General features: G+C 64.6%; 18 protein-coding genes. 14 read left to right on the top strand and 4 right to left on the bottom strand.

Features of this window, described 5'->3' with window-relative positions; genetic code table 11:
* Positions 1–9: 9 nt before the first annotated feature.
* Positions 10–819 carry a DUF2797 domain-containing protein gene (locus EYW42_RS00090; protein WP_135533225.1) on the bottom strand — a complete coding sequence of 270 codons (810 nt, stop codon included), beginning with the start codon at positions 817–819 and terminating at the stop codon, positions 10–12.
* Positions 820–983: 164 nt separating this feature from the next.
* Here EYW42_RS00090 and EYW42_RS00085 point away from each other — a divergent pair, with 164 nt between their 5' ends.
* Together EYW42_RS00085 and EYW42_RS00080 are read left to right on the top strand one after the other, a co-directional pair.
* Entirely contained in the window at positions 984–1,313 is a 330-nt protein-coding gene (locus tag EYW42_RS00085) for a BsuPI-related putative proteinase inhibitor (RefSeq protein ID WP_135533224.1), read from the top strand.
* Positions 1,314–1,414: 101 nt separating this feature from the next.
* Positions 1,415–1,711, top strand: coding sequence for a hypothetical protein (locus EYW42_RS00080; protein WP_135533223.1), 297 nt, complete (start codon positions 1,415–1,417; stop codon positions 1,709–1,711).
* A gap of 141 nt (positions 1,712–1,852) precedes the next feature.
* Here the strand turns inward: EYW42_RS00080 and EYW42_RS00075 are convergent, their stop codons facing one another.
* On the bottom strand, positions 1,853–2,782 hold the full coding sequence (locus EYW42_RS00075) for an NAD-dependent epimerase/dehydratase family protein (RefSeq protein WP_135533222.1): 930 nt from the start codon (positions 2,780–2,782) through the stop codon (positions 1,853–1,855).
* 236 nt (positions 2,783–3,018) lie between these two features.
* Here EYW42_RS00075 and EYW42_RS00070 point away from each other — a divergent pair, with 236 nt between their 5' ends.
* The 8 genes from EYW42_RS00070 to EYW42_RS00035 all read left to right on the top strand — a co-directional run bounded on the left by EYW42_RS00070 (position 3,019) and on the right by EYW42_RS00035 (position 9,660).
* Positions 3,019–3,555 (top strand): tRNA (cytidine(56)-2'-O)-methyltransferase, encoded by a 537-nt coding sequence (locus EYW42_RS00070; protein WP_135533221.1) that lies wholly within the window; start codon positions 3,019–3,021, stop codon positions 3,553–3,555.
* A 101-nt stretch (positions 3,556–3,656) separates the two neighbouring features.
* Complete coding sequence (locus tag EYW42_RS00065) at positions 3,657–4,175, top strand: transcription factor (RefSeq protein WP_135533220.1); 519 nt, start codon at positions 3,657–3,659, stop codon at positions 4,173–4,175.
* Entirely contained in the window at positions 4,175–4,849 is a 675-nt protein-coding gene (locus tag EYW42_RS00060; protein WP_135533219.1) for a DUF2110 family protein, read from the top strand. The genes EYW42_RS00065 and EYW42_RS00060 overlap by 1 nt, the downstream gene beginning before the upstream one ends.
* The gene (locus EYW42_RS00055; RefSeq protein WP_135533218.1) at positions 4,846–5,604 is read left to right on the top strand and encodes a DUF5803 family protein; all 759 of its coding nucleotides are present in this window, start codon (positions 4,846–4,848) and stop codon (positions 5,602–5,604) included. Before EYW42_RS00060 ends, EYW42_RS00055 begins: the two co-directional genes overlap by 4 nt.
* Positions 5,605–5,641: 37 nt before the next feature.
* Positions 5,642–6,334, top strand: a complete 693-nt coding sequence (locus EYW42_RS00050) for a competence/damage-inducible protein A (protein ID WP_135533217.1) — start codon at positions 5,642–5,644, stop codon at positions 6,332–6,334.
* A 215-nt stretch (positions 6,335–6,549) separates the two neighbouring features.
* Entirely contained in the window at positions 6,550–7,614 is a 1,065-nt protein-coding gene (locus tag EYW42_RS00045) for an ATP-NAD kinase family protein (protein ID WP_135533216.1), read from the top strand.
* Between the two features lie 89 nt (positions 7,615–7,703).
* Complete coding sequence (locus EYW42_RS00040; protein ID WP_135533215.1) at positions 7,704–8,735, top strand: PhoU domain-containing protein; 1,032 nt, start codon at positions 7,704–7,706, stop codon at positions 8,733–8,735.
* Positions 8,736–9,135: 400 nt separating this feature from the next.
* Entirely contained in the window at positions 9,136–9,660 is a 525-nt protein-coding gene (locus tag EYW42_RS00035; protein WP_135533214.1) for a YciE/YciF ferroxidase family protein, read from the top strand.
* Positions 9,661–9,774: 114 nt separating this feature from the next.
* On the opposite strand, the gene EYW42_RS00030 is transcribed toward EYW42_RS00035, so the two are convergent.
* Positions 9,775–10,917 carry an acyl-CoA dehydrogenase family protein gene (locus EYW42_RS00030; protein ID WP_135533213.1) on the bottom strand — a complete coding sequence of 381 codons (1,143 nt, stop codon included), beginning with the start codon at positions 10,915–10,917 and terminating at the stop codon, positions 9,775–9,777.
* Positions 10,918–11,124: 207 nt separating this feature from the next.
* Here EYW42_RS00030 and EYW42_RS00025 point away from each other — a divergent pair, with 207 nt between their 5' ends.
* The 3 genes from EYW42_RS00025 (at position 11,125) to EYW42_RS00015 (ending at position 15,565) form a co-directional block, all read left to right on the top strand.
* Complete coding sequence (locus tag EYW42_RS00025; RefSeq protein WP_135533212.1) at positions 11,125–13,326, top strand: DUF4350 domain-containing protein; 2,202 nt, start codon at positions 11,125–11,127, stop codon at positions 13,324–13,326.
* A gap of 156 nt (positions 13,327–13,482) precedes the next feature.
* Entirely contained in the window at positions 13,483–14,280 is a 798-nt protein-coding gene (locus EYW42_RS00020) for an RIO1 family regulatory kinase/ATPase domain-containing protein (RefSeq protein ID WP_135533211.1), read from the top strand.
* A gap of 58 nt (positions 14,281–14,338) precedes the next feature.
* Positions 14,339–15,565, top strand: a complete 1,227-nt coding sequence (locus EYW42_RS00015; protein ID WP_135533210.1) for a Tm-1-like ATP-binding domain-containing protein — start codon at positions 14,339–14,341, stop codon at positions 15,563–15,565.
* On the opposite strand, the gene EYW42_RS00010 is transcribed toward EYW42_RS00015, so the two are convergent.
* The gene (locus EYW42_RS00010) at positions 15,562–17,487 is read right to left on the bottom strand and encodes a PAS domain-containing sensor histidine kinase (RefSeq protein ID WP_135533209.1); all 1,926 of its coding nucleotides are present in this window, start codon (positions 17,485–17,487) and stop codon (positions 15,562–15,564) included. The two genes, EYW42_RS00015 and EYW42_RS00010, sit on opposite strands and share 4 nt — an antisense overlap.
* A gap of 271 nt (positions 17,488–17,758) precedes the next feature.
* Between EYW42_RS00010 and EYW42_RS00005 the strand changes: the two genes are divergently transcribed.
* A partial coding sequence (locus EYW42_RS00005; protein WP_135533208.1) for an aldehyde dehydrogenase family protein occupies positions 17,759–18,030 on the top strand: 272 nt, incomplete at its 3' end.

Below are 18,030 nucleotides of genomic sequence, written 5' to 3'. Positions count from 1 at the left end.
GAACTATCGTCAGGTAAACGCGCCGAGGTTAGACTGGAGATCCCGGTCGGCCGTCTCCGCACTGACGTGGTAGCCCACGAGATCGCGCAGGTCGACTGCGTAGGTCGTTCCGGCGTTCGTCAGCAACAGGACGCGCCCCTTGACGCCGACGACCTCCCCCGAGGCCAGCGTCTCGACGACCGGCCGCGCGTCCAGGTCGAGGCCGTAGTCGAAATCGAACCTGTCCAACGCGTCGAACTCGTCGAGGAGGCGCTCCCAGGCCGTATCGTCGACTGACCGGTGGAGGCCGTTTACCTTCTGAGGGACCCGCACCCGGTCGGTCAGGTCGACAGCCAGCCCCGAGACCTCTTCGCCGCTCGCTATCTCTGCCTCCAGTTGGCGTGCGATCCGCCCGTTCGAAACGGTGTGGACGTGCGCGGCGCGGTCCGCCCCCTGTTCTCGGAGGCGGGTGTCTAGCCGCCAGGAGCGAGTGACGCCGACCTTGAACGTCGTCGGGGCGAACGCAGCCAGATACACCGCGTGCTCCTCGTAACAGTCCATCTCGTCTTTGAGACAGGTACCGGTACAGCGGGCGCACACCCAGGTACTCGCGTGCTGGTCGCAGTACGGCGCTCCGTCGTTCTCGCAGGCGTAGTGGGTCGTACCGTCGACTGCGCCGGCGCACTGGCGGGTTCCGAGGGCGTACGCGAGCGTCGATCCGGGGGTCAGCGCAACGCGCTGGACCGTTCTGTCTGTCGCGACGAGCAACGCTGGGTGCCGTCCCTCGGCGTCTGCTGTCCCGTCCGGCGGTGCACCCGTATCGTACCCGACGATCTGCACGGCTCGCTGTAGGCGACTGCCGAATAAAGGCGTACTGCTTGGCACTCGATCGGTTGCGGTACGATCGCCACCGCGACTCCTGCCGGTTCGACGGCCGCCGTCTTCGGGTCACCGTCTTCCCCTGCTGCAGAAAGTCTATACTCTCCCACTCGGTACCACGCCGTATGTCACTCGACAGTTCCCTCGACGTGACTACGGATCGGGACGTTCAGTTCACCTTCACCGTCACTAACTCCGGGGCTGACCCCGTCGACCTTTCCTTTTCCGACGCGCTCGAAGCGGACTTCGCCGTCCTCGACGACGGGTCGGAGCGTTGGCGCTTCAGCGAGGGCCGCATGTTCGCTCAGATGCTCGGGTCGGAGACGTTAGACCCCGGCGGTGCCGCCACCTACGAGGCGACGTGGGACGACCCGGACTCGGGGTCGTACACGGCAGTAGCGACGCTCGAAGCGAACGAGACGGAGTGCGATGCCCGGGCGGAGTTTTCGGTGTAACGGCCGGTGTTCGCCCTCATATGGAATAGCCGTCCGGGACCGGAACACGGTGTATTACTGGTCACACTACGGCTATATTTATGCAGCGCGTACCTGTTCGTATGGATCCTGCTTCTAGCCCCCAATCCGATCGGTCGTTCGGATACGTCTCCGTTACCGCCGTCCTTATCGGACTGTTCGTGGTCGGCTACGGACTCCTGCTCGTTCCGCAATCGCTACTCGGCGGGGCCTGGATCGCCGCCATAGGAGTCGCATTCGCGCTTGCGGGCATCTTCAACACCGTTTGGGCCGGTCGGCGCTTCGGTCTCTCTGACGGTGACCGTCGCACCCTGACGGTCACGTCAGTCGCCCTCGCCGCGGTGCTAACCGTCGCTTTCGTCGTTATCAACGTGTGGTGAAGCGTCGAATCAGGAGTGAACGCCGAACCGGGCGCAGTGACGAGTCAAAGAAACGGCATCTCATACTGTCGGCTGTCACTTCGGAGCGATACTCGGATCCCCGAGGGTCCGAAATTCTTCATGGGAGTACAGCCGACAGAATCAGTCCAACTGGTCGACCAGTTGCCGCGCCGTCTTCCGGACCGATTCGTCGCTGGAGAGCGGCGGCTCCCACCCGAGCGCGGAGAGTTTCTCGACGGAGAGTCGCATCTTCGGCACGTCGCCGGTCCATCCGCGGTCGCCGCCGGTGTACTCGTACTCCGGATCGACGCCCATCTCGTCGGCGACGATGTCAGCGATTCGGTTGACGGACGTCGTCGTTCGCGTGCCCAGATTGTACACGTTGTGTGCGTCGTCGGCGTGTTCGACGGCGTGGCGAATAGCGTCGACGCACTCCTCGACGTGGAGGTACGACTTCTCCTGTCGTCCGTCGCCGAGAATTGTGAGTTTCTCGGGGTTCGCGTCGAGTTTCTCGACGAAGTCCGGGATGACGGACCCGTCGAACGCCGGGCCGGGGATGTTTGCGAAACGGAACGTCCAGACCGTCAGACCGTGGGCGGTAGCGTACGTGGAGAGGAGGCCCTCCTCGGCGAGTTTGCTCGCACCGTAGATGCTTATCGGTTCGAGGGGGGCGTAGTCCTCCGGCGTCGGGCGGGGAGCCTCGCCGTACACCGTCGAGGAGGACGTGAACGCGATGCTGTCGACGCCGACCTGGTCCATCCGTTCGAGGAGGTTGTACGTCATCGCGTTGTTGGACTCGAACTGCGCGCGAGGGCGGTCGGTGTTGACGTTTTTCGACGCCGCGAAGTGAAAGACCACGTCGACGTCGGGCGTCAGGACTTCGGCGACCTGTTCGGGGTCGGTGAGGTCGACTTCCGCGAACGATGCGGCGTCGGGGACCCACTCGACGTGACCGTTCGAGAGGTCGTCCGCGACGAGGACGTCGTTGTCGTCGACCAGTCGCGCAGCCATGTGTGAGCCGACGAGGCCGGCACCGCCCGTGACGAGAACTCGCTTTCCGGAGAGATCCATGCTTCGCCTTTGACCGCTGGAGGACATTAGTTTGTGGTCCCTACTCCCGCTGGTAGACTGTCCATGTCGTCGACTCGTGGTCGTCCGAGGCACCCGAGTGCTATACTGTCGTCCGTCGATCAGTGAGCCGATTCATTGGACCGGCCCAGCGGATCACGAGGAAACAAGACAGTCGCAGCGCTCCGGAGCGTCGCGGAAGCGAAACCCCCTAACCCTCGCTCCGACACTGTCCGACCATGCAGGGGGAACCCGAAGTCGCCGTTTTGCGGCTCGGCCACCGGCCAGGACGCGACGAACGGATGACAACGCACGTTGGACTGACGGCTCGTGCGCTCGGTGCCGACCGCGTCGTTCTCACTCGGTCGTCGCAGGCCCGGGAGACGATCCGGGACATCACCGACCGCTTCGGCGGTCCGTTCGAGGCCGAACTGACCGACTCGCCGAAGGCGACGATCCGCGACTGGCCCGGGCGGGTCGTCCACCTGACGATGTACGGCGAACGCGTCCAAGACGTCGAAGACGAGGTTCGGGCGGCACACGACGACGAACCGGTCCTCGTCGTCGTCGGCGCGGAGAAGGTGTCGTTCGACGTGTATGAGGCGGCGGACTGGAACGTCGGCGTCACCAACCAACCACACTCCGAGGTCGCGGGGCTGGCCGTCTTCCTCGACCGCCTGTTCGACGGTCGCGAACTCGACCGAGAGTGGGCGGACGCCGACCAGCGCGTGATTCCGATGGAGACCGGCAAGAAGGTCGAACCGACTGACGAGTGAGGGATTCGGTGGTGAGCAGACCGCAGGTCTGCGAGCCTCGGAATGCGAACGAAGTGAGCATTCCGGAGGGTTTAAACGATTCACGCTACGATTCTTTGGTAATGGCTTTTGAGGATCTACTCGAAGACCCCGTCATCCAGAAGTACCTTCACGAGCTCGTCGGACCGAAGGGGATGCCGGTCGCGGCCGCCCCGCCGGACGGCGAGGTTACGGACGAGGAGCTGTCAGAAGAGCTAGACCTCGAACTCAACGACGTTCGCCGGGCGCTATTTATACTCTACGAGAACGACCTGGCGACGTACCGACGGCTCCGCGACGAGGATTCGGGGTGGTTGACCTACCTCTGGACGTTCCAGTACGAGAACATTCCGGAAAACCTCGAAGAGGAGATGCACCGCCTGCTCGACGCGCTCGACGACCGCCGCGAGTACGAGCGTAACCACGAGTTCTACCTCTGCGAGGTCGACTCCATCCGGTTCGAGTTCGGCGAGGCGATGGACTTCGGCTTCGAGTGTCCCGAGTGCGGGTCGCCGCTGGAAGCGATGGAGAACACGCGACTCGTCGACTCGATGGACGAACGCATCGATGCGCTTCGCGACGAGTTAAACGTCGAGGCATAATGGTTGTACTCGCAACAAAACTCTACGTCGAGGGCGACGCGCGCGAACGGTCGCTAGACTCGCTCCGGTCGCTCGTAGGGAACACCCTCGGCGACCTCGATGTCACGTACGACGTTGGGATCCGCCACGACGACTTCCCGTCTATCACGGTGGAGGGCGACGACGCCGTTGTCGCGCGAAACCTGCTGCGCGAGGAGTGGGGCGAGATCACCGGCAAGTTCGAACCCGGTGAGACGTACGTCGGGACGCTCGAACGCTGGGACGACGACGGGTTCGTACTCGACGCCGGCGAAGCGATCCGTATCCCGACGAGCGAGATCGACCTCGGACCGGGGTCGCCCGACCAGGTCCGCGAACGGTTCGGACTGGTCCAGCACCTTCCGATGACGTTCGTGTACGGTACCGAGGACCAGCCTCACCGTCTCGCCGACGAGGAGCGCGACCGGCTGTACGAATGGACTCGCGGGACCGGCCGCGTCAACGTCAATAGCGCGACTCGCGCCGAAGTACGCGCGACGGTCAACCGGGCAGGACACGCACAGGACATCGTCACCGTCGAGCGGCTCGGATTACTCGAACAGAGCATCATCTGCGGCGAGGGAACGGACCCGCCGGGGCTGCTCGCGAGCATCGGGGAGTACGTCCCCGCCGAACTCCGCTGCGTCGTTCCATGAACCGTCGGCTGGTCCTCGCCACGGTTCTCGTCGGCGCGGTCGCGCTCACCGCCGGCTGCAGTTTCGGCCCGTTCGCGGACGACATCTCCGACGAGGAACTGGACGAAGACGCCGAGTACGACTGGGAGACGAACTCGACAGTCACGATACGGATCGAAGACACCGAGTACCAAGCGGTGTACGACGTATCCGACCAGTCGAAACTCTCCGTGTATCAGAGCGGGTTCAGCGGCAACGAACCGGTGAACGTACGGGCGGTCCAGTACCGGTATCCCAACGGGACGTTCGTCAACGGGTCCGAACTCGACGTGTCCAAAGAGGGCGGCGAGACGGTCATCGAACTCCCGCAGGAAAACGGTACGGTCGCGTACACGGCCGATACGCGGCCCAAGGAGTTCGGAACGCCCGTTCTCGTCGAAGGGTCTCACGAGGTCGTCCTCCCGCCGAACCATCAGACGGGGAACTTCATCTTCAGCCACGTCAGTCCCAGCAACCCGGAGAAGCGGTCCGTCGATGACCGCGTTCATCTGCGGTGGGACAACCCCGACCAGAACATCTTCGTCCGGTACTACCTCGAGCGTGACATCTACATCTTCGGCGGCCTCGTCGCGATACTGGGCGTAGTGATGATCGGCGGACTGATCTACTACCTCCGGCAGATCCGCGAACTAGAGGCACAGCGCAAGGAGTTGGGGCTTGACGTCGAGACCGAGGACGACGAGTTCGACGACGAACCGCCGCCGGGGATGAGGTAGTCCGCGGGTTTTTACTCGACCGACCGTTAACGGCAGTATGAACGTTGCGGTCGTCACTGTCGGCGACGAACTTCTGGCGGGAGACACGACGAACACGAACGCGACCTGGCTCTGCGACGAACTCGACGCGAGAGGCGTCTCGGTCGAGCGCGTCACCGTGGTTCCGGACCGCGTGGCCGACATCGCGCGCGTCGTCAACGAGTACCGGGCGGAGTACGACGCGGTGATCGTGACGGGCGGTCTCGGCCCGACACACGACGACCTGACGATGAAGGGGGTCGCCGCGGCGTTCGGACGGCCGGTCGTCGAACAGGAAGAAGCGCTGACGTGGCTCACTGAACACGGCGGGTACACCCGCGAGGACCTCGCGACGGGGACTGCACATCTGCCCCAGGGAGCCCGCGTTCTCCACAACGAGGTCGGCGTCGCGCCCGGCGCTGTCGTCGACTCGGTCTACGTTCTCCCGGGAGTCCCGTCGGAGATGAAAGGGATGTTCGAATCTGTCGCCGACGAGTTCAGCGGCGTCGAGAAACACGTCACCGTCGTCGAAGCGGACGAACCCGAGAGCGCCCTGCTTGACCGGATCGAAGCGCTACAGGAGACGTTCGACGTGACCGTCGGAAGCTACCCCGGCGAATACGTACGCGTGAAGATTTCCGGACCGGATCCGGAGGTCGTCGAAGCGGCTGCCGGATGGCTTCGGGACCGCGTCGACCCGGTAGAAAACTAGCGGTACAGGTACGCCAGCCAGGCCGCGGTGATCAAGAGGCTCACTGCGAAGACGCCGTAGCCGACAGCGTCGATCGGTAACACGGTTTCGGCGAGGATCGTCGTCATGGGGTGACGTTTCCGTGCCGTTCTCTTAACTCTTGACGAACGGATTGCAGGTAGCGGGCCGAGACCACGGTCGGTCGGCTTTTGACCGTCCCGCCCGAACCGCCGGCCATGCGACGGATCGGACTGGTCGTGAACCCTATCGCCGGCATGGGCGGGCGCGTCGGCCTGAAGGGGACGGACGGGAAAGTCGACGAGGCGCGAGAACGCGGCGCTGAACCCCGCGCACCGGACCGCGCTCGGGAAGCGCTCGACGCGCTCTCCGAGCGGGCTGACGGCGTCGAGATCCTCGCTGCGGGCGCCGCGATGGGCGCTGACGAGGCGCGCGCGGCTGGGTTCGACCCGGTAGTCGTCACTGACCCCGGCAGTGAGACGGACGCCGCCGACACCCGAGAGGCCGTCCGGGAGTTCGTCGAACGCGGAACCGATCTGGTCCTCTTCGCGGGTGGTGACGGCACCGCAGTCGACGTTGCGAACGTCCTCGACGAGCGCCAGAGCGACACTCCGATGCTGGGAATTCCCGCGGGCGTCAAGGTGTACTCCTCGGTGTTCGCCGTCACACCGGCGGACGCCGGCCGTATCGCGGCCACCTTCGACGCGACGGCGGACCGCGAGATAAACGACATCGACGAGGACGCCTATCGCGGTGGCGATGTCGAGACGGAGCTACGCGCCGTCCGGCCCGTCCCCGTCGCCGACGAGATGCAATCGAGCAAGCAACTCGGCGGCGGGACCGTCGAGGCGCTGGCCGAGGGGTTCGCTGCCGACATCGATGCCGGCGTGACCTACGTCCTCGGACCCGGGAGTACGGTCGGCGCGGTCAAAGCCGAACTCGGGTTCGACGGCTCCCCCCTCGGCGTCGATGTCTGGCGCGACGGCGAGTTGCTCGTCCGGGACGCGACCGAGTCCGAAATCCTCGACGTTCTCGGTGAGGAGTCCGTGATAGTCGTCTCCCCTATCGGCGGCCAGGGGTTCATTTTCGGCCGTGGCAACGACCAGATATCCCCGCCGGTGATCCGCCAGTCGGCGGTCGAAGTCGTCGCGTCCCGAGCGAAACTCGATACGACCGGCGTGCTTCGCGTCGACACCGGCGACCGGGCGCTAGACGAGTACCTCCGCGGCTGGCGAAAGGTTCGAGTCGGCCGCGTCGAACAGCGTATGATGCAGGTGCAGTGAACCTGACGATCATTCGTATTATAATACGCCTCGGAATATTAATGGGTGTATAGTCAAGGTTAAGGTCTTCGCAGCCGGAAGAGGGGCGTATGGAAACGCGAAAAGTGCAGCGACTCGGTCCGTCCACGCTGGCGATGACGTTGCCGGCGGAGTGGGCGCAAGAACACGATGTCGAGAAGGGCGACGAGGTGTCTCTTCGGATGGGCGGGAAGGGGACGCTGACCGTCATGCCGGAGTCCGTAAACACGGGCGAGTCGGAGGCGATTATCCACGCCGACGACCTCGACGCCGACGCGGTCGAACGCGCGATCCTCGCACAGTACGTGCTCGGCCGTCGAGTCATCCGCGTCGAACAGTCTTCGGGAGCCCTCGACAGCGACCATATCAACGCCGTCTACAAGGCCGAAACGCAACTGATGGGTCTCGGAGTCATCGAGGAGACACCCGAGAGCATCTCGATCCGCTGTTCGGTCGACCCGGAGGACTTCACCCTCGACAACCTGCTCGAACGCTTAGAATCCACGGGGTCGACGATGCGCGGCGAAGCGGTCAAATCGCTCGCTCACGGCAATCCCGACCTCGCCCAGCGCGCCCTGAACCGCGAGCGACAAGCGAACAAGATCTTCGTTCTCCTGCTCCGTCTCATCTTCACTGCCTACCAGAACCCCAACCTCGCACGCGCCGTGGGGCTCGGCGACGGCTTCCCGCTCATCGGCTACCGCTCTATCGCGAAGAACCTCGAACTCACCGCCGACAACGCCGAGGACATCGCCGAAATCGTCCTCGAATCGGAGGGACACAGTCTGGACGTCGACAGCGGTACCATGCGACGCATCCGCGAGTTCACGGACGACGTCGACGAAGTCACCGCCCTCGCCGTCGAAGCCGCCGTCGAACGCGATTACGACCTGACGATCCAGACCCGAGAACTGTTCCACGACATCGCCGACCGCCAGCAGGAGATCCTGGCCGACCTCCCCGAGATGGAAAACGGATCGTTGCTTGAAGTCCGTGAAGTGCTCGTCAGTCTCCAGCAGACTGCGGAGTTCGCCATGCGGAACGCCGAGATCGCCGCGAACCTCGCGCTGAACGAGGAGAGCGAGCACACAACCATCAACTAAAAACCCTCGCGATCGCTTGGCAGCGCTCGCGTCGCCCTTTGTATGTCCGCCGGAGGACGCTTCGTGCCCTCCGAGCCTTCGCTCACTTCGTTCGCGAAGACGCCAACAAGCGCCGCAGGCGCTCGTTCCAAGCCCGCCAGTTTAGTGTGGTCCTCGCGGTTGCTCGGACACGCTCCGATCGCCTGCCTTTCCCCGTCCACTGACCGCACTCACTTCGTTCGCGCAGGTCAGCGCGGCCGCGTTGCAATAGTCGTGGTATCGTCTGAGTACCTCACTCTCGCGTATCAATACGCTCGAACCAGCACCGGGCCGTAATCACGAGGATCGCAGGCGATAGCTCTCCGTCTGTACTCCCTCACAGTTAACCATCCGCTCGTCGTCCTGCGTGTGGGGTGGACCAATGAGCGATTCAGAGCAGTACATCGAGTCGTTAGAGGGATTGTTCGAGTACGAACTCGAAGGGATCTACAACATGGAAGTGAAACTCGTCAGCGCGCTGGACGAGATGGCGCTCGCGACGACGAACGGGCACTTAGAGAGCGGGTTCAACTCGCACCGCGACGAGACGGAGACGCAGGTCGAGCGACTGGAGGACGCGTTCGAAGCGTACGGCGTGGAACCGCGCCAGCGGGACTGTCCTCTCGTCGACGCGCTCGAGAAAGACCGCAAGCAGTTCGAGGGGATGGTCCGGGACGACGACCTGAAAAACCTCTATTTCCTCGGTGCTGCGATGAAGACCGAACGGATAGAGATCAGCAGTTACCAGTCGCTTCTGACGACTGCGGACAAACTCGACCTCGGGAGCGAGGTGACGAACCCGCTGCAAGACAACCTCGAAGAGGAAAAAGAGACGTTGCGGAAACTGGAAGGGCTCTCCGAGGGCTCCGAACTGAAGTCTCTCTGGGACCGGTTGACTGGCGGCTGAATGCCATCCCACGGTAACACTGGGTTTTCGCGGCGACGCTGGAAACCGAACGTGAAGTCGCTGCGGGTGCGGTCCTGCGGTAGCGGGCGCTGAACGCCTCCGACGAAGCCGTTTCTACAGCCCGAGCTCTCGGCCGATGACGAGATGCTGAATCTCGCTCGTTCCCTCGCCGATCTCCATGAGCTTGGCGTCGCGGTAGAACCGCTGCGGCGCGAAGTCCGTCGTGTAGCCGTATCCGCCGAGAGTCTGGACGGCCTCCTCGGCTACCTCGCGGGCGGCCTCGCTGGCGTCGAGTTTGGCTATCGCGCTCTCTTTCGTAACGGACTCGCCCCGGTCGTACTTCCAGGCGGCCTTGTGGGTGAGCAGACGCGCGCGTTCGGTCTTGCGCTCCATCGCGACCACCTTGTCGCGGACCGCGTCGAACTTGGAGATGGGCTGGCCGAACTGCTCGCGCTCTTTCGAGTACCCTTTCGCGGCCTCGTATGCGCCCTGGGCCAGGCCCACTGAGAGCGCCGCGATGGAGATCCGTCCGCCGTCGAGCGTCTTCTTGGTCTGGTCCCAGCCGTCGCCCTCCTCGCCGAGCAGGCGGTCCTCGGGGAGTCTGACGTCGTCTAGCTGGATCTCGCAGGTGGGCGAGGCGTTCAGGCCCATCTTGTCCCAGATCGTCGTCACTTCGAAGCCGTCGTCCTCTCGGGGGTCGACGATGAACGTCGAGATGCCGTCGTACCCCGCGTCGGGGTCCGTAACCGCCTTGACGAGGACGGACCCGGCCTCGCTGGCGTTGGTGATGAACTGCTTGGTGCCGTCGAGAACCCACTCGTCCCCGTCTTTCTCTGCGGTCGTGTTCATGTCGCTGGCGTCGCTCCCGCTTTCCGGCTCAGTGAGCGCCCAGCCGCCGACGTAGTCGCCTTCCGCGAGCGGTCGGAGCCAGCGCTCTTTCTGCTCGTCCGTGCCGAACAGTTCGAGGGGCTTGCTGGCGAGACTTACGTGGGCCGCGTACGAGAGTCCGACGGATCCGGACACCCGGCCGAGTTCCTCCGTGACCAGCGCGTACATCAACTGATCACCGCCGAGTCCGCCGTACTCCTCGGCGATGGGGACGCCCATCACGTCCAGTTGCGCGAGTTGGTCGAATATCTCCGCGGGAAATCGGTGTTCGTCTTCGATGTCCTGGGCGATCGGGGCGATCTCCTCCTCGCAGAACTCCCGAACGCTGTCCCGGATCATCCGGTGTTCGTCGGACAGGGTGAACTCCATACGCAATAATTGCCGAACTCGAAGATAAAAATACGGGAATCTATCCCACGGCGGATCGTCCGCCGTTCGCCGCGGCTCTCTGTCCGCCATCAATCGACCGCCTAGCTCCTAAAAACACCCTGTTATTTCCGAGACCTCGGTACGTCAACAGTTGTATGTGTAACAATTCTAGATAATTTTATCCCGGGAGACGGTGTGGGGCCTGTCGTGCGACGCCGAAACTTCCTCGCAACGCTGGTAACTGCGGCCGCCGGAACCAGCGTCGCGACACGCCGTAGCGCCGCCACGAGTAGCCCCTTCCAACAGTCGTCACGGATCGACGATATCGGGTTCTACTCGACGGCGAGTCTCCTCGCCGCCGACGGGACCCCGCTGACCGCCGGCGGGACCGTCGCAGTGTGGGCCGAACCGACCGCGTACAACGTCGACGAGGACGGCAACGGCGACGCGGTCGACTATCCGGACGACGTCGAGATACCGCTGGTGGCAGTCGACGGCGATGTCGTGGGCTACGGCGCGCCGTTGGCGAACGACGACGCGAACTTCGACCTCGGTAACGAGGAGTTCGTGCTCAACCTCTGGGACGAACACGTCGACGGCGACCGCGTCGTCTGGGACGAGGGACACGACCAGTTCTACGACCTCTCGGCGTACGACGTGTTCACGGAGTACGCCGAAGAAAACGGCTACGCGGTCGAGGGGACGGACTCGCTCGAAGACGCCCTGACGGACGCCGACGGTGTCGTCGTCACGTCCCCTAGCCGGGCGTTCGACGACGACGAGACGGCGGCGCTTTCGGAGTTCCTCGACGACGGCGGCGCGCTGTTTCTCATCGACCAGTCCGATTTCAACGACTTCGACGAGACGGCGAATCTGAACGCGCTCGCGACGGCGCTGGATCTGTCGTTCCGGTTCAACGACGACCAGGTGATGGATCCCGAGAACAATCTCGGCTCGGAGTTCGCACCCGTGACGGGCGAGTTCAACGACGACTTCCCCTACTTCGAGGAGCGCGACGGAATCGGCTTCGAGATCGACCCCGAGGAAACGTACGCGGTCGACGTGGTCGATGTCGCGGACGGCGACACGGTCACTGTCACGTTCGACGACGGCCACGAAGAGAGCATCCGGATCCTCGGCGTCGACACCCCGGAGACGGCGACGAACAGCGCCGCCGAGCGCCTCGAAGAGTGGGAGGGGATCGAAGATATCGAGTATCTACAGGAGTGGGCCGACCAGGGGAGCGATTTCGCTCGCGAGGCGCTGCTTGGCGAGACAGTCGAACTCTCGTTCGACGAGAACGAGGGTGTCCGCGACGAGTTCAACCGCGTTCTCGGCTACGTCAGATACGACGCGAACGGCGACGGCGACAGGGCAACCACGTACAACCGTGAACTGATCGAGCGGGGTCTCGCTCGCGTGTACGGGTCAGGGCTCGACAGGCACGACGAGTTCTGGCGAGCGGAGGCCGAGGCCCGTGCCGACGACGTCGGACTCTGGGCCGAGAGCACCCCGGAGAACAGCGACCAGATCCGAAACCGCGACGTAGACGACCTGTTCGTTCCGGATCCGGTCACTATCTCGACGACCGGCCGACACCTGACACCCAACCGCGTCCCCGTCTTCGCGGAGGACAGCGCAGAGGGTGCGACCGCTGTGACGAACGGCCGGATCCCCCTTGCAGCCGTCGACGAACGGTCACGCGTCGGCCTCGTCGCCGGCCCCCTGATCGACGAGTCGTACGAGGCCGCGGAGGGGTACGACGTCGATACCGCCGGGTTCGAGAACTTCGTCTTCCTCACGAACCTGATCGACGCGCTCGCCGACCGGACGGACGACGAGGTACTCATCGACGGGGGTCGCGGCCAGTTCGCTTCGGACTACGCCCTCTCGAACGAGGACGCCGCCTACTACCAGCGCTATCTCGAAGGCGTCGGGATCGGCTTCGAGCAGGTGAACGATATCACCGGCGACCGCCTCGACGATGCCCGTGCCATCGTGGTCACTACGCCCGCCGACTCGTTCGACGACGAGACGGTCGGCGAACTCCGCTCGTTCGCGGCGGACGGGGGTGCCGTTGTCTTGCTGGGCAGTTCCGCCGCGCCGACCGACGCCCGGGAGAACCTGAACGCACTCGCGGCCGGCCTCGGGACCGACCTCCGCGTCGGCGGCGGCGGCGTGCGCGACGAAGCGGCGAACGTGAACGACGATCCATCCGTCCCGACCACGACCGCGTTCAACCGGCGGTTCGACGTGTTTCGCGCGTACGACGGCGCGGCGGACCCGCCGGGACGGGGTAACGGAAATGGCCGCGACAAAGGACACGGTAAGGGTCGAGGCAGTGGGCGCGGTAACGGCCGTGGAAAAGGACACGATAAGGGTCGGGGCAAGGGACGCGGTGCCGACTGAGGCAGGGGCGCGGTAACGGTCACTGTCGTGGCCGTCGAACCGATAAGGCCAGCGGCACAAGCACAATTTAGCTCGAACGAAACACACGATCGGCGGCGGGCAGCGGGTCACATGCCGCCAAGGCATTTATGCTCGTGCGTCTGTCTCTTAAACAACATGGAAGTACGCGACCTGGTTCGAGGGACCGTCGGGTGGGACGAGACGGAGGCCGTTGCCCGGGAGATCGCGGACCGGACCGGTCGCGACGCGGTCCGCGTCACGTTTCTGGACGCGGATAACTGGCTCTCGACGCCCTGCGTGGTCGACGACGAGTGGTTCGTCAAGATCATCTCCCAGCAGAACTCGATCGTCCACGCGCTGTTTACCACGGGGAGAAACCTCGGCGCGGTCACGAGCGGCCGGGAGGGGTTTTTCGACCACTGCGGCAGTCCCGTCGAGATGGCCGAACGAGAACTCGACGCCGCGGAACGGATGCGCGAGATCGGGGTGAACGCTCCGGAACCGATCGAGGCCTTCGAAGTCGACGGCCTGGGCGTGCTCGTCTTCGAGTTTCTCGACGACTTCCGAACGCTTGACGACGTATCCCCGGACGAAGTCCGCACGCTCGCACCGGACCTGTTCGAAAGCCTCCGGCGGCTCCACGACGACGGCCTGGCTCACGGCGACCTGCGCGGTGAGAACGTCCTCGTTTTCCACGGGGAGATCTACTTCATCGACGCCACAAGCGTCGACGAGGAGGGCATCGCCGACGCCCGCGCCTACGACCTGGCCTCGGCGCTGGCCACGCTCGAACCGGTTATCGGCACCCGAACGGTCATCTCCGTCGCCCGCGAGTTCTACTCCCCGAGCGAACTCCTCGACGCCCGCGCGTTCCTCGATTTCGTCAACGTCCGGCCCGACCACGACTTCGACGCCGAGCGCCTGAAAGGCGAGATCGAGAAGATCGCGGCGTGAGCGGAAAGCGAACCGGCCAGAACGGCTAAGCCGACCATCGCGTAACGACTCCGTCACGATGGCAATTGTTATCGTCGGGACGTTAGACACGAAAGGAGAGGAGGTCGCGTTCGCTCGTGAGGTCATCGAGGACCACAGAGCGGACACCCACATCGTCGACGCGGGAGTGCTCGGTGAACCGGACTTCGACCCCGACACGCCGGCCGACGAGGTCGCGGCCGCCGGGGGGACGACCCTGGAACGTCACCGCGAGGAGCGGGACCGCGGGAAGGCGATCGAGGCGATGGGGGAGGGCGCGGCGGCAGTCGTGACCGATCTCTACGAAGGCGGTTCTTTGGACGGCGTCCTCGGACTCGGCGGCTCCGGCAACACCTCGATCGCGACGGCGGCGATGCGGGCGCTCCCCGTCGGCGTGCCGAAGATGATGGTCTCGACGATGGCATCCGGCGACACGGAACCGTACGTCGGCATCTCCGACGTCACGATGATGTACTCCGTCGGGGACATCGAGGGGCTGAACCAGATCACGCGGACGGTCATCTCTAACGCGGCGCTCGGCCTCGTCGGGATGGCGACAAATGACGTCGACGCCGCGGCTGACGACCGTCCGACTGTCGGGATCAGCATGTTCGGCGTGACGACGCCCTGCGTGAAGACCGCCCGCGAATACCTCGAAGAGCAAGGGTACGAGACGGTCGTGTTCCACGCGACCGGATCCGGTGGACGGGCGATGGAACACCTCGTCGCCGAGGGCGTGATAGACGGCGTCCTCGACGTCACGACCACCGAACTGGCGGACGAACTGGTCGGCGGCATCCTGAGCGCGGGCCCGGACCGCCTCAGCGCCGCCGCGGAGGCGGGGATCCCACAGGTCGTCTCCGTGGGCGCGCTCGATCTAGTGAACTTCGGCCCGGAAAAGACCGTTCCCGAGGAGTTCCGCGACCGGCCGCTGCACGTCCACAACCCGCACGTAACGGTAGTGCGGACGAACGCCGACGAGAGCGCGGAACTCGGTGCGACCGTCGCGGAGAAGCTAAACGCCGCGACGGGACCCACGGCGCTGGCGCTCCCGACGGCCGGCCTCTCCATGCTCGGCGTCGACGGCGAACCGCTCCACGACCCCGACGCCGACGAGGCGCTGTTCGATGCGCTCCGGACCAGCATCGACGGCGACGTCGACCTCGTCGAGATGGACACACACGTCAACGACGGGGAGTTCGCGCTGGCGATGGCGCAGAAACTGGACGAGTACATGAGCGACGACGAACTGGAACCGGCCGTCTAGCCGTCGACGGTCTCGACGCCCGTGATCTCGAACCGCGCACCGCCGTCGCGGCCGTCATCGACCTCGAGGCCCCAGTCGTGAGCGGCGGCGATTTCCGAGACGATGTACAGCCCGTACCCGGTGCCGTCCGTCGCGGTCGTTGACCCGGCCTCCAGTACGCTCTCCTTTCGGTTCCGGGGGATCCCCGGGCCGTCGTCCTCGACGAAGAAGCCGACGGCGCGCTGCTCGTCCGAGGTCCGGCCGCCGTCCCACAGGGGGCCGACGGTGACCGTGACGCCGTCGCCGACGTGTTCAACGGCGTTGCGGAACAGGTTCTCGAACAGTTCCTGCAGGCGGAACTCGTCGGCGAGGACATCGATGCCCTCGTCTTCGACCGTCAGTGTCGCCGACCTCGTCTCGACGTTCGTCCACGCCTGCCGAACGACGGCGTCGAGCGAGACGTTCGTCGCGTCACCGACGAGTTCACCCTGACGCGCGAGCGAGAGGATGTCCTCGATGAGCGACTCCATGCGGTCGAGACAGGCGTCGATCGATTCGATGCGGTCGGCCGACGCCGACTCCATCAAGGTCAACTCCCCGCGAGCGACGTTCAGCGGGTTGCGGAGGTCGTGTGCGACGATGCTGGCGAACTCCTCCAGTCGCTCGTTCTGTCGCTGGAGTTCCTGCTCCGAACGGATCCGGGTGAGCGCGCCGGTCGCCAACTTCGTCAGCACGCCGAGGATCTCCACGTCGGGTTCGTCGAACGCGTATGGCTCCGTATCGCCCGTACTGAGGACGCCGTGGTCGCCGATGGGGACGTAGACCCCCGAGCGCAGAGCACCTCGGTCGTACTCGTCGTCAGTCCGGTCGAGGTCGTCGAATATCTCCGGTTCGCCCTCGCGGTAAGTGCGTGCAGCGGGCGTATCGCCATCGATCCGGTACCCCGGTCGCTTGCCCGCCTCGGTGACGGTCTGGTCGGTTGCCACGAACGTTCGCAGCATCTCCTCGTCTTCGTCGGCGAGGCGGACGGTCGTCATGACGTAGCCGAGGATGTTCTTCGAGGCGTCGGAGACGATCCGGGCCACGTCCATCCGGGTCTTCGCCTCCATCAGTTCCCTGCTCGCGTCGTGGAGGGACTCGAACTGCAACTCGCGGCGCTTCAGGTCAGTGATGTCCTGGTAACTCCCACGGATGTAAACGACTTCGCCGTCCTCGAACACCGGTTCGCCCCGCGTTCGGATCCACCGCTTCTCGTCGTCCGAGCCGTCGAGTTTGAGTTCGACGTCGTACTGGACGCCGTCGCGTAGCGCCTGGTCGAACGCCGCTTCGATCGTCTTCCGCCCCTCGGGGTCGTAGAGATCGAAACTCTCCGCGACGGTCGGTTGGGTGTCGGCCGACAGGCCGTGAATGCGTCGGACCTGCTCGCTCCACCACAGCGTCTCAGTCTCGGCGTTGTACTCCCAGGCGCCGACGTCCGCGATGTCTTGAGCCTTCGCGAACAGTTCCCCCCGTCGACGCTCCGCGCCGCGCCGTGTGGCCGTCCGCACGGCACGTTCGACCCGGGTAGCAAGGACACCGGGACGGTCTCGGACGACTGCGCTCGGTATATAGCCCGTAACGCCGATAGAGAACGCCTCGCCGACGAGATCGTCGTCTCCGCCGAGCAGTAGTAGAGGGAGACGGGGATGCCGGTCCCGGACCTTCCGCAGGAATTCCGTCACGGCGGCGGCCGGGAGTACCGGACCGACGACGACGACGCAGTTGATCCCGCCGGACGACAGCAGTTCTCGCCCGGTAGCGGCGGTTGATGCCGCGCGAACGGTGATACCGTCTCCCCGCCGTTCGAGAGAGGACACCACTTCGGTGTCGCTCTCTGTCCCCGTGATCAGGACGTTGATATTGCCGTCGGCAACAGGCGATATGTCGAGTGGCGTCCCTGGCAATCGTATCAGCGATACGGATGCGACCCACGACCATTTGCCTTGTGGCTGATGTTTCGACGGCTGACAGTCCTCTGTCGGCATGTCTGTTCGCTCGGGTTCGAACAGGAGACGGTCGGCGTTCCGTGACGCGGTTAGGACAGTGAGGGGAAGTCCACGAAGGAGTTCCGACTGTCGAAAATAACGACCGCGGTCGATCCCTCCGTCGCCGTCGACTCACCTCCGGTCGAACTAGATGATTTTATAATTGTGGATGTTCCAATATTTGCCAAGCATGAGCCAACAGTCAAGCGAGCAGGTTCACCGCCACTACATCGGCGGAGAGTGGACGGACGGCAAGGGCACAGAGACGTTCGAAAGCGAGAACCCGGCGACGGGCGAGAGCCTCGGCGAGTTCCAGCGCGGCACCCCAGCCGACATCGACCGCGCGATGGCCGAGGCCGACGCCGCCTTCGAAGAGTGGCGCGAACTCTCCTACATCGACCGCGCGGAGTACCTCTGGGACATCTATCACGAACTCCGCGACCGCCACGACGAACTCGGCGA

This window comes from Halostella pelagica, from assembly GCF_004762015.1.
Lineage (GTDB): Archaea > Halobacteriota > Halobacteria > Halobacteriales > Natronoarchaeaceae > Halostella > Halostella pelagica.
This window is presented reverse-complemented; position numbering and strand designations above follow the sequence as displayed.

Excerpts from the sequence above, each read along its gene's own strand:
- EYW42_RS00055 (WP_135533218.1), top strand. The coding sequence starts at position 4,846 with ATGAACCGTCGGCTGGTCCTCGCCACGGTTCTCGTCGGCGCGGTCGCG.
- EYW42_RS00070 (WP_135533221.1), top strand. The coding sequence starts at position 3,019 with ATGCAGGGGGAACCCGAAGTCGCCGTTTTGCGGCTCGGCCACCGGCCA.
- EYW42_RS00015 (WP_135533210.1), top strand. The coding sequence starts at position 14,339 with ATGGCAATTGTTATCGTCGGGACGTTAGACACGAAAGGAGAGGAGGTC.
- EYW42_RS00060 (WP_135533219.1), top strand. The coding sequence starts at position 4,175 with ATGGTTGTACTCGCAACAAAACTCTACGTCGAGGGCGACGCGCGCGAA.
- EYW42_RS00035 (WP_135533214.1), top strand. The coding sequence starts at position 9,136 with ATGAGCGATTCAGAGCAGTACATCGAGTCGTTAGAGGGATTGTTCGAG.
- EYW42_RS00045 (WP_135533216.1), top strand. The coding sequence starts at position 6,550 with ATGCGACGGATCGGACTGGTCGTGAACCCTATCGCCGGCATGGGCGGG.
- EYW42_RS00050 (WP_135533217.1), top strand. The coding sequence starts at position 5,642 with ATGAACGTTGCGGTCGTCACTGTCGGCGACGAACTTCTGGCGGGAGAC.
- EYW42_RS00080 (WP_135533223.1), top strand. The coding sequence starts at position 1,415 with ATGGATCCTGCTTCTAGCCCCCAATCCGATCGGTCGTTCGGATACGTC.
- EYW42_RS00020 (WP_135533211.1), top strand. The coding sequence starts at position 13,483 with ATGGAAGTACGCGACCTGGTTCGAGGGACCGTCGGGTGGGACGAGACG.
- EYW42_RS00030 (WP_135533213.1), bottom strand. The coding sequence starts at position 10,917 with ATGGAGTTCACCCTGTCCGACGAACACCGGATGATCCGGGACAGCGTT.
- EYW42_RS00075 (WP_135533222.1), bottom strand. The coding sequence starts at position 2,782 with ATGGATCTCTCCGGAAAGCGAGTTCTCGTCACGGGCGGTGCCGGCCTC.
- EYW42_RS00065 (WP_135533220.1), top strand. The coding sequence starts at position 3,657 with ATGGCTTTTGAGGATCTACTCGAAGACCCCGTCATCCAGAAGTACCTT.
- EYW42_RS00085 (WP_135533224.1), top strand. The coding sequence starts at position 984 with ATGTCACTCGACAGTTCCCTCGACGTGACTACGGATCGGGACGTTCAG.
- EYW42_RS00040 (WP_135533215.1), top strand. The coding sequence starts at position 7,704 with ATGGAAACGCGAAAAGTGCAGCGACTCGGTCCGTCCACGCTGGCGATG.